Annotated in this window: 9 protein-coding genes; 1 reads left to right on the top strand and 8 read right to left on the bottom strand. The window is 26.4% G+C overall.

Features of this window, described 5'->3' with window-relative positions; genetic code table 11:
• The 6 genes from Q1J60_RS11815 to Q1J60_RS11790 form a co-directional block, all read right to left on the bottom strand.
• The coding region (locus tag Q1J60_RS11815; RefSeq protein ID WP_300262499.1) for a hypothetical protein at positions 1–143 on the bottom strand (143 nt) is incomplete at its 3' end.
• 403 nt (positions 144–546) lie between these two features.
• A complete protein-coding gene (locus tag Q1J60_RS11810) occupies positions 547–1,461 on the bottom strand; it encodes a patatin-like phospholipase family protein (protein ID WP_300262496.1) in 915 nt (304 codons plus the stop codon).
• A gap of 141 nt (positions 1,462–1,602) precedes the next feature.
• Positions 1,603–2,892: an NCS2 family permease gene (locus Q1J60_RS11805; protein WP_300262493.1), complete on the bottom strand. Its 1,290-nt coding sequence runs from the start codon at positions 2,890–2,892 to the stop codon at positions 1,603–1,605.
• Positions 2,893–3,288: 396 nt separating this feature from the next.
• Complete coding sequence (locus Q1J60_RS11800) at positions 3,289–4,116, bottom strand: energy-coupling factor transporter transmembrane component T family protein (protein ID WP_300262491.1); 828 nt, start codon at positions 4,114–4,116, stop codon at positions 3,289–3,291.
• The gene (locus tag Q1J60_RS11795; RefSeq protein WP_300262488.1) at positions 4,116–5,822 is read right to left on the bottom strand and encodes an ABC transporter ATP-binding protein; all 1,707 of its coding nucleotides are present in this window, start codon (positions 5,820–5,822) and stop codon (positions 4,116–4,118) included. Before Q1J60_RS11795 ends, Q1J60_RS11800 begins: the two co-directional genes overlap by 1 nt.
• A 140-nt stretch (positions 5,823–5,962) precedes the next feature.
• Positions 5,963–6,520 (bottom strand): ECF-type riboflavin transporter substrate-binding protein, encoded by a 558-nt coding sequence (locus Q1J60_RS11790; protein ID WP_300262484.1) that lies wholly within the window; start codon positions 6,518–6,520, stop codon positions 5,963–5,965.
• A 221-nt stretch (positions 6,521–6,741) separates the two neighbouring features.
• Here Q1J60_RS11790 and Q1J60_RS11785 point away from each other — a divergent pair, with 221 nt between their 5' ends.
• Entirely contained in the window at positions 6,742–7,206 is a 465-nt protein-coding gene (locus Q1J60_RS11785; protein ID WP_300262481.1) for a rhodanese-like domain-containing protein, read from the top strand.
• A gap of 131 nt (positions 7,207–7,337) precedes the next feature.
• Here Q1J60_RS11785 and pulA read toward each other — a convergent pair whose 3' ends face one another.
• Complete coding sequence (gene pulA / locus Q1J60_RS11780; RefSeq protein WP_300262479.1) at positions 7,338–10,532, bottom strand: type I pullulanase; 3,195 nt, start codon at positions 10,530–10,532, stop codon at positions 7,338–7,340.
• 323 nt (positions 10,533–10,855) lie between these two features.
• A complete protein-coding gene (locus Q1J60_RS11775; protein ID WP_300262476.1) occupies positions 10,856–11,539 on the bottom strand; it encodes a YybI family spore inner coat protein in 684 nt (227 codons plus the stop codon).
• Positions 11,540–11,616 lie beyond the last annotated feature (77 nt).

The following is an 11,616-nucleotide window of genomic DNA, read 5'->3' as shown; positions in this document are numbered from 1 at the left end:
TTTGGATGAGGTGTTAAAGCTAGTTTCCCACTTTCTGTAACCCTAACATTTTCTTTTTCTAAACCAAAATTAGCCTTTATAAAATAATCTTCTAAACTTTCATCTTTTATAATTTTTAATAAACCTTCATCTAAATTCACCATTTTTCTCCTCCTGAACTTCTCCTATCTATACTAACCACTTATATTTAATCATTTATATTTAATCATTTATAATAAAACATCTACTTATGTATTATTTATGAACTAATCTATTTTTCTTAAAAATTATATTAATCAATAAAAATAATATATCACTAATTAATCACCTTAATTCTTATAGGAATTCTAGACTTTATTATAAATATATAAGAAAATTCTTATATAGTCAAAGGTTTATTTCATATTTTTCTTCTATTTTTTCAAAATTACTTTTGTTTTCTACAAATATCTAAAGATACTAAAAACATTTATTAATTAATATGATTTATTTCCAAAATTAAAAATCTTTTATTTTTATAATAGCCTTTCTCTTTTATTTTATAAATAAAAGCACTATAGCTTTTAACTATAGTGCCTTCTCAGAAAATTTTTCTTTAAGTTCTTTAAAACTATTAAATAATCTATATAATACTGGGTTTCTTTCATTCATTTCAAATTCAAAGCTAGTTTTTGCTAAACTTATTATAGGTCTCATAAGATTCATAGTATCATCATATCCTTGCTGAGTTCTTAATCTTTTTGCATCTATATCTAAATTTAATGTTCCATTTATCATACCATCATCTAAACTCTTAGGAACTATTTCTATTATCTGAGCATTTGGATAAAGACTTCTATCTACAGTTCCCTCTTTGGATAAATGTACTACAATAATTAAATCACAACCTTCTCCATAAACAGGTTGAATTGGTGTGTTATCTACCATTCCTCCATCTAAATATTTTTTACCATCTACCTCTGAACTATCATATATCAAAGGAAGTGATGCTGATGCCATTATTATCTCTCTTCCTACTTCTTCATCATAATCATTAATTCTAAAATATTTAACCTTACATTCTGGTAATTCTGTACATGCAGCATAGCAAATTTTCCCTGATTCTTTAACCTTATTTATATCTATAAATTTATTTACGACTTCATAAGCTCCATCTTTAGGAAAATCCCCATTTTCTAATCTATCTGACATATGTTTCTTTACAAAATTAATACTTTTTATCCCTAAGGCTAAAGCTACCCCTTTTTTTAACAAATCCATTTTAGTCATAGGAATTAATTTCTCCATTGTAACTTCATCCCATAAGGCTTGAGCATTTTCCATATCCCCTTGGGCAAATAGAGCAGCATTAAATGCACCAATAGAAGTTCCTGATATAACTTCTATATACTTGTCCAATTTCATTTCAACTAAAGCTTTCCAAACACCTAGTTCATATGCACCTTTTCCTCCTCCACCTGATAAAACTAATCCAACTCTCATAATATTTCCTCCATTCATTATTAAATGAATTGTTTTATACTAATAAGATATTCATTATATTATTTTACTACATTATACACAAAATTGATAATAAAATTATTATACAAATGGACTATGTGAGCTATCACATAGTCCATTTTATTATATTAAAAACTTAAGCAAAAATACTAATCCTAAAATAACAGTAGTTAAACTTATCTCTTTTCTTTTTCCAGTAAATAATTTTAATATTATATAAGATATAACACCAAAAACTATACCATCTGATATTGAATAAGCAAATGGCATCATGATTATTGTTAAAAATGCTGGTATAGCTTCTGTAAAATCATGTAAGTCTATTTCTCTTATTGGTTCTATCATAAATAATCCAACTAAAACTAAAGCTGATGCTGTAACAGCTGGAGTTATAACCCCAAATAATGGAGCAAAGAATAAAGCTAAGAAGAACATAAATGCAGTTGAAACTGCTGTCAATCCAGTTCTTCCTCCTTCTGCAACCCCTGAAGCACTTTCTACAAAAGTACTTACTGTGCTTGTTCCTAAACAAGCTCCTAGTGTTGTACCTATTGCATCAGAAAATAAAGCTTTTTTTATGTTAGGTACTTTTCCATCCTTATCTAACATTTTAGCCTTAGTTGCAACTCCAACCAAAGTTCCTATTGTATCAAACATATCCATAAATAATAATGTAAATAATGCTATTACCATATCTAAAGAGAATATATTGTGAAAATCGAACTTGAAGAAAGTAGGTGCTATTGAAGGTGGCATACTAATAATCTTACTTGGTAATGAAGTTATTCCCATAGGTATTCCTATTATTGCTGTAATAATCATACCAATAAATAACGCTCCCTTAACATTTTTAGCTATTAAAACACTTGTTATTAAAAGTCCTATTATTGCTAAAAGTCCTGATCCTGAAACTATATTTCCTAAAGAAACTATAGTTCCTCCATCTGTATGTACTACTATTCCTGCACCCTCTAATCCTATTAGAGCAATAAGTAATCCTATACCAACTGATATAGCATTTTTTATTCCTTTTGGTATTGAGTCTACTATTGCTTCACGGACATTAAATATAGTTAAAAGTATAAATATTATTCCTTCTAATAAAACAGCTGTTAGAGCAAATTCAAATGAATATCCCATTTGAATAACTATTGTATAAGCAAAAAATGCATTTAGTCCCATTCCTGGCGCTTGTGCAAATGGTAACTTAGCATAAAGCCCCATTATTAAAGTTGCTATTACTGCCGATAAAGCTGTTGCTGTAAATACAGCTCCTTGATCCATTCCTGCTGCTGATAATATTGATGGATTTACTATAAGTATATAAGCCATTGTCATAAAAGTAGTTAATCCAGCAATAAATTCTGTTTTTACATCAGTATTATTTTCTTTAAGCCTAAAGAACTTTTCCATAATCTCACTCTTTCTTTTATTTGTTTTTTCTAAATCACCTATAATATATTATCAGATTTTTTATATTTATCAATACTTTTGCGAATATTTTTGTCGAAAAAATGAAATTAATAAGTTATTTTGTAATACAAACCTAATAATTACGTATATTATAATAATTTTTCTTACTTATAATGCGTATAAAAACATATTTTTATAATTTAAATATATTTAATAAATACTTTTTTATTAAATATGCGAACTTTTCAAATATTATTTTTCACTTAATTTAACTAATTGTGCATCCTTCTACAAAATAATTTTGATTGTAATAAAATAAAGATAAGTCTATTAAATATAACTTATCTTTATTTCATAAAAACTATTAAATTATCCATTTTCTTCATTACTACATTACTACGCAAAAGGATTGTAAAATCTACTTCCATTGTTAAATGTAAACCATAATGATAAAACAAATATTGATATAACTACAATAATAGCTAAGTAATCACCCTTAGAAAATTTTCTTTCATTATACCAAGTTCTTTTTTTATTCTTTCCAAAAGCTCTAAGCTCCATTGCTGTACTTATATTTTCTATTCTATCTAAACTTGAAAAAATAAGTGGCATTAAAATAGATGACATATTTTTTATTCTTTTTCCTAACTTTTCTTTCTTTGACATATCAATTCCTCTAGCTTGTTGAGCAAAGGATATATCATGATATTCTCTTTGAATATCTGGTATGTATCTTAAAGCTATTGATACAGAATATGATATTTTATAACTTACACCTATCTTATTTAAAGATGCAGCAAACTCACTTGGATTTGTTGCAAGTATAAACAAAAGTGCCATAGGTATAACTGATAAATATTTTAATGTAACATTAAATTCATAAAATAATTGTTCCCATGTTAATGTGTATGGACCAATTATATGAAATATATCATGTCTTGTTCCATATATATTAACTCCTTCATAAGGTGAAAATATAAAAATAGCTAAATCATTTAAAAGTAAAAAGAATAATATAAAATAAACTATAAACGAAACTTCTTTAAACTCTATTTTTGATACTTTGAAAATAATCAAACTAAATATAAGCATCCCAATTAATATTCTTGTATCATATGTAAGCATGGCAGCTAAAGTCCAAAGTATAAAACAAATAAGTTTAGTTGCTCCTGTAAGTTTATCAATAGGAGAATCCTTTTTTATATATGTAAGCATTGCATCCACTAATTTCTTGCCTCCCTATCAAAGTCAATAAATTTACAAACAAAGTCCTTAGGGTCTTCAACCTTAAATTTTAAAGCTAAATCATATAATGAAGTTTCTTTTAAGCTTGCCTTTTCTATGACTTCTTTATCTGTAAGTATTTCTGCTGAAGTTGTATCAGCTATTTTCTTTCCATTTGAAATTACAATAGCCTTATCTGTATATTCAAGCATTAAATGCATATCGTGAGTTATTAAAATTATTGTAACTCCCTTTTTATTAAGTTTTAGAAGAAATTCCATTATTTCATTATAATGTTTATAATCTTGTCCTGCTGTTGGTTCATCAAGTATTATAACCTTAGGATTTAAAACTAATATTGAAGCTATAGTAACTCTTTTTTTCTGCCCAAAACTTAGTGCAGAAACTGGCCAGTTTCTATATGGATACAAACCACATGTTTTTAGAGTTTCATTTACTCTTTCTTTAACCTCTTTTTCATCAATTCCTCTAACTCTTAATCCTAATGCCACCTCATCAAAAATCATTGTTTTAGATATCATTTGATTTGGATTTTGAAGAACAACTCCTATTTCTTCTCCTCTTTCTTTAATAGTCTTTCCATCTAAGCTTTCTTCTTCAAATATTATATCTCCTTTTGATTGTTTAAAAAAGCCACATATAAGTTTAGATATAGTTGATTTACCAGCACCATTTTTTCCAACTACACTTACTATTTCTCCTCTATTGATTTTAAAATTAATATCATTTAATATATCTTTTTTCTTGTCATAAGAAAAATATACATTTTTAAATTCTAATAGGGTGTCATTTTCTCTTTCTTTCTTATTAAATTTTAAACTTTTATACCACTGTCTTAATTTCTCTCCATTATCACTAAGCTTTAACTTATTTATATGTTCAAGGTTCATTTCCTTATTTAATTCATATCCACTATATTTAAGTGCTGTTATGTATAAAGGTTCTCTTATTCCACACTCTTTTAATATATTAGAAGCTAAGATTTCATTCGGAGTTGTATCAGCAATAATTTCTCCTTCATTCATAAGTATTATTCTGTCTACATCACAATTTAAAACCTCTTCTAATCTATGTTCTATTATTATAACTGTCTTTTTTTCTTCCTTTTGTATTTTATCTATAAGCTCTATAGAAGCTTTTCCTGCTGCTGGATCTAAGCTTGCTAAAGGTTCATCAAAAAGAAGTATATCAACATCATCAACAATAGTTCCAGCTAAAGTTACTCTTTGCTTTTGTCCTCCTGAAAGACTATATGGCGCTAATTCCAATCTATTTTCTATATCAACTATCTTTGATACATAATTAACTTTTTTCTTCATTTCTTCTTGAGATACACAGTTATTTTCTAATTTAAAAGCTATATCCTCTGCTACTGTTAACCCTATAAATTGACTATCTGGATCTTGAAGTACAGTACCTACCATTTTAGATATTTCAAAAACACTTAAATCCTTTGTCTCTTTCCCCTCTATTTTAAGACTTCCTGAAATCTCAATATCTGTTGAAAATGGTATTAATCCATTTATACAGTTAGCTAATGTACTTTTTCCTGAACCTGAAGGACCAGCTATAAGCACTTTTTCTCCTTCATATATAGTTAAATTTATATTATTTAAAGTTGGCTTTGATTGAACTGTATAATGAGCAGTAAAATCTTTGAACTCTATTATTGCTTTTCTTTCCATGTCAATCTCCTTTACAAATAGTCATTTTTAAGGAATTGTATATATTATTTTTCAACTCTATATTTAAGTTTTATACATCCTTAAATTAAACTTCAAAAAAAGGTTGTCTGAAAATATATTTCCCACAACCTCATATACTTCTAATATTCTTTTCTTAAGCTACCTTTTGGTATCCTTGTCTTAGCATAGTTAGCTATTAAAATAGTTCCTAAAACTCCAACAGTAACCATATTAGAAATACCTCCTATTATCCCTTGTAGATAAACCTTATTTGCAGGTTCAGAGTAAATTAATATATCTAAAGTTGGCGCTACTAAAAACCAAGCTACCCCATTAGCAATTATTTGTATTAAATTAAATATAAATATTTGTTTGAATTTAAATATTCCTTGATTAATTTTTATAAATCTAGCTCCTAAACCAATTATTAATCCTACTATACCCGAAGCAAAAACCCAACTTATCCAAGGTGATCCAAAAAATACTATATCTTTTAAAGCATGTCCTATGAATCCTATTAAAAACCCAGCTAAAGGACCATATAATAATGCCATTAAGGCTAAAAATGCATATGCAGTTTCTATATTTGTGTTAGGAATTCCTGTAGGCAAAGAACCAAATCTACCTAATATCATAAAAACCGCTGAGCCAATACCTATAGCCACAATTGTTTTAATTGATAGTTTGTTTTTTTTCATTGTTCATCTCCATTTTAGAAAAATCTATCTCTAAATAATAAAATTCTTCTTTAATATCTATATTATAAACATAGTTTTACATAATTAACTATAAATATTATTAAAGTAATTGTCAATAACCTTAAATTCGCCCTTTAAATATTAACACTTTCTTAATTGCCATATTATGTAATAATATGTTAAATTTTATATAGATGTTTTTAAATTATGGAGGAAGATTTATGAAAAGACTATCATTATTATCACTTAGTTTAACTTTAACAGCTAGTTTATTTATAGGCTGTGGTAATAGTAATACTGAAAAAAGAGAGGCTAATATTCAAACTAATACACAGACAAGCTCTGAGTCATCAAGTGAAACACAAGCTGAACCAATAGCAAAAGATATTTCTATAGAAGAATCAAAAAAACTTATAGACGAAGGAGAAGTTACTCTAATCTTAGATGTTAGAAACGAAGATGAATTTGCTGAGGGACATTTAAAAAATGCTATTCAAATTCCAGTTGATAACCTTAAAGAAAGCTTAAGTGATATAGAAAAATTTAAAGATGAATTAGTTTTAGTTTACTGTAGAAGCGGAAAAAGAAGTGCTAAAGCTATGGATATTTTAAAAGAAAATGGTTTTAAAAATCTTATTCACATGAAAGATGGAATATCTAAATGGGATGGAGATATTGAAAAATAATCTTTTAATGATAAAGAGAAATACTTTTTAAGTATTTCTCTTTATTTTATAACCTCATTTATATTTATTTAATATCTTTTACTATCTTTTTTAAAGTTTTTAGTTCATAATAAGAAATACTCTAAAAAACTTTATTCATCATAAAGTATCATCATAGAATGAGATTTTATTTTAGGAATTTCATACTCACTTACTCTTTCTATAATTTTCTCATTTACAAAACAATTTTGTACTACAATATTCCAAATGCCATTACTTGATTTAGGTATAGAAGAAATTACATTGTAATCATTAATAGTAGTTCCATTATATATTACTACTATATTTTTCCACAAATCTTCATTAGCATTATTTTTATAGTGAGCTATAATCACTCCACTAGTGTCATTATTTTCATGAAAATAAACATCTAAATTTTTTCTTATATATTCTGAATCTTTCATTCTAAAAGCACTGTGATTTTTTCTTAATATTATTAAGTTTTTATAATACTTAAAAACTTCAATATACCTTTCTTTATCTGACCAATTTAAAGCATTTATACTATCTGAACTTTTATAACTATTATGATCTCCATACTTCGATCTTAAAAATTCAGCTCCAGATTGTATGAAGGGAATTCCTTGAGAAGTAAATAATATACCAGCTCCAAGCAAGTCTTCCCTAACATAAAAGTTATCTAATAGTTTTTTTTCATTTAAACCTCTATAGTACTCTTTTTCCATACTATGATTTTGGCTTTTTACTATTTGATCCCATAGAGTATAGTTATCATGTGCTTCTAAATAATTTATACTTTCCATAGGTTTATAGGTTATTGAATTTATTGAACCTTTAATTCCTTCTATTATTTGCCAAGCTTTATTTTTATTATGCTGCTCTCCATTTATAAATCCATTAGATGGATCATTATTTCCCCTTAGAGCATTTCTAAACTCATCATTAAATATGGAAAATCCAAGACCTTTTTGACTTCCCTTGCAAGTTCCATTGTTTAAAGGAGAGTTTCCACCTTTCCAAGGCTCACCATAAATAAGTATTTTTTCATCACTCTCTTCACTTATTTTCACTATCTCTTTCATGGTATCTAAATCTATAAGCTCCATTAGGTCAAATCTTAATCCATCTATATTATAATTTTTAATCCAATTTAATATGGAATCCATAATAAACTTCCTAACCATAGGCTTTTCAGAAGCCATTTCATTTCCACAGCCAGATCCATTTGTATATTCCCCTAATTTATCACTTCTAAAGTAATATCCAGGAACAATATTATCCATGTTGTAAGTTTCATACATATGATTATAAACCATATCTAATACAACTCTTATTCCATTATCGTGAAACTTTTTTATCATTTCTCTAAATTCTATTATTCTTATTGAAGGTGTATATGGATCAGTTGAATAACTTCCTTCTATTGCATTAAAATTTTTAGGATCATATCCCCAATTTCTATTATTTTCATCCTTAGTTATTTCTTCATTAACAGAAGCAAAATCAAAGACTGGAAGTAAGTGAACATGGGTTATACCTAATTCTATTAAATGATCTAATCCTGTTTTAACTTTATTTCCATTTTCTTTATTAATATAGAACGTTCCCTCTTCAACTGCCCCTAAAAATTTTCCTCTTAATCTTTCATCAACTCCTGAGTTTTCATTTATTGTAAAATCTCTAATATGCATCTCATAAATTATTGAGTCTTCTTTATTTATTAGCTTAGGCTTATTATATTTATTCCATCCTTCAGGTACACACTCTTTACTAAATAAATCTACTAAAGCTCCCTTTTCTCCATTTACTCCTACAGCAACAGCATATGGATCTACCGCATATGTTATCTTGTTTACATGTTTCCTTTCTACACTTAACTCATTAAAATATAATCTGTATAAATAATATTTCCCCTCATTTTCTTTCCTTGGTATTCTAATTAAATGAGTACCATTTTCTTTTTCCCTATTCATATCATATTTTCTTATAGGGCTTTCCTTTAGGCATTTATAATCATCATATATTAATAGTTCTACTTTTTTAGCAGTAGGTGACCACAATCTTAAACTTATATTTTCTTCACTAAATATTACTCCTAAATCATTTCCTCCATAATAATAATCATTTAAGTAATCCCTTACTATTACTTTACAACTTGAAAACATACTAGAAGCTCTTATTTCTATCAAATCTGATGGATCTATATCACTTGGAATATTAGTGATTAAAACTTCTTTTTCATTTTCTCTAACTATAATAGAAGCATCATTAGCCTTTATCCCATTTATATACATTCCATACTTAATTCCAATTAAAGACTTATGAGAAAGATATGCTTTTATAGTATTTTTATGATCCATTAATGCAACTTGTATCTTAGGTATAGTTTCTTCTATGACAGCTTTTAAAGAAGTTAATATCTTATTATTTTCATATATATAAAATAAATCCCTATCTTCCTTATTTAAATTAAAAGTATATGTCTGCTCATTCCAATCATTTACCCAGTTACATCCCCAAGTTCTCTTTCTTACTATGAACTTATCTTCGTCTACAAAAGTTCCTAAACCAAAATCTGTTTTAATATTTAAATCAAATTCTTTTCCTAAGCTATTTTCTCCAAAGCCCCAAATATTCCAACTGAAATTTTCTCCATAATACAATCCGTCATCCTTTAAAAATTGTACAAAAACTCCCTTTTCCTCTTCTTCTATAACTTCAATTTCCTTATAAGCTATCATATCACTTAAAGAATCATAGGCCTTTACTAAAATTTTAGTACCAACATCTACTTCTTCATTAATTTTTAAAAACCCATTTTCTAAAGTTACTCCTTTTAAAAAGTTTTCTATAGAAAGAATATCCTCTTCAATTATTATATTTCCATAAAATGAGTTTTTAACAGCTACTAATTCAACTGGATATCCTCTAGAAATAAAATTTCTTGAAGTTTTTATTCCTAAAGATTCTTCAAAAGGCTCCCAAAAAAAATAAAAATCATTTTTTTCTTCATTTAAATTATCTACATATATCTCTTTTCCATCTAAAGTAATAATTATATATCCATACTTATATTCTCCCTTTTTTAGCCCACAAGGAAATGTTATATCTTTAATCATTTTTACTCTATCATCATTAGTATCTAAGTACCAAGTAAGCTTAAAATTTTCACTTTTTTCCCAATTATTAAAATCTCCAACTAAATAAGCCTCAACTGCTTCCTTGTAGTATAAGGTTGCTCTTATTGTATTAGTTAAGGGACTAATCTCTATGTAGTATTCATTATCATCATAACAAACAAGTTTTCTTTTTACAGAATCAAACATATAAAAATGCTCCTCTATTAATTATTTATGTAATAAAAGCCACTATTTATCAAAATTTAATTTGTTTTCCTTCTAAAAATAAATTAAAGCTTAATAAAGTCTCATATTTAGATACTTTTGGTCTTTTCCTTTGTTTTCCCTATTTTCTCGATAACGTTACCATCTTTTCTTAAACTTAAGTTTTTTTACAATTTTTCTTCTATTTAACTACAATAGTTAACCTCTTAATTTATAAAAAACCATTACAAATTTTATAAATATAATTTTTCTTTAATTGTACCATTTTAGTAATTAAATTACAATTAATTACTAAAATGCCTTATTTATACTTTACTCAATATCAATTCTCTATCTTTTATTTTAAAGTTTCCATTACTATAAAAAATAACTTTACTTTGCATTATACCTATAACATCCACTAGTACTACTCCTATAATATTTTGACGTATTAAAAAATCATATTTATTACTTCCCAATTCCTTTATTTCATAATAATTGTTAATATCAGAAATACCAGGATTAATTTTTAATTTTACATTTCCACTTTCATCATATATTAAATTTAAGTAAGATTTATCCTTTGAAGAAATATCTATAATATATTTTTCTTTTGTTCCATATAATATCTCCACTTTATAATTTGATAAATATCTTATAATAGCTTTATTCTTATCAATTATTTCCCACTGATTAGTTATTTCTTTTATTTCTCCCTTGTCATATTCATATAATAATAAAATAGCAATTCCACCAGATCCTTGAAATCTTCCCTTTACCAAAATACAGTCCCTTCCATTCCCTAAAAAATCCCCCAAAAACAAATGCATATTATATCCACCATAAGGTAATTCTTTTTTTATAACTTCATCTCTTCCTTCTAATTGTAAATTTATTTCAACTTCATCTGCTAATTCTCCCTCTTCAAATGGATAAATTGATTTTAATACTACTTTATCTTTAGAAATTCTACTTTTTATATGTCCAACTTTATAATCTAAAATAACCATTATAATTAAATCCTCTCAAATTAATTCTATTCATAATTAATCTATGCAAACTTTTAGCTATAGCAACTAAATTACAA

Source organism: Clostridium sp. (assembly GCF_029258205.1).
Classification (GTDB): Bacteria; Bacillota; Clostridia; order Clostridiales; family Clostridiaceae; genus Sarcina.
The sequence above is the reverse complement of the archived record's forward strand: the minus strand, read 5'-3'. Positions and strand labels throughout refer to the sequence as shown.

What these genes read in the sequence shown, in the direction of transcription:
- Q1J60_RS11810 (WP_300262496.1), bottom strand. Translation starts at nt 1,461, where the DNA reads ATGAGAGTTGGATTAGTTTTATCAGGTGGAGGAGGAAAAGGTGCATAT.
- Q1J60_RS11805 (WP_300262493.1), bottom strand. Translation starts at nt 2,892, where the DNA reads ATGGAAAAGTTCTTTAGGCTTAAAGAAAATAATACTGATGTAAAAACA.
- Q1J60_RS11795 (WP_300262488.1), bottom strand. Translation starts at nt 5,822, where the DNA reads ATGGAAAGAAAAGCAATAATAGAGTTCAAAGATTTTACTGCTCATTAT.
- Q1J60_RS11790 (WP_300262484.1), bottom strand. Translation starts at nt 6,520, where the DNA reads ATGAAAAAAAACAAACTATCAATTAAAACAATTGTGGCTATAGGTATT.
- Q1J60_RS11785 (WP_300262481.1), top strand. Translation starts at nt 6,742, where the DNA reads ATGAAAAGACTATCATTATTATCACTTAGTTTAACTTTAACAGCTAGT.
- pulA (WP_300262479.1), bottom strand. Translation starts at nt 10,532, where the DNA reads ATGTTTGATTCTGTAAAAAGAAAACTTGTTTGTTATGATGATAATGAA.
- Q1J60_RS11775 (WP_300262476.1), bottom strand. Translation starts at nt 11,539, where the DNA reads ATGGTTATTTTAGATTATAAAGTTGGACATATAAAAAGTAGAATTTCT.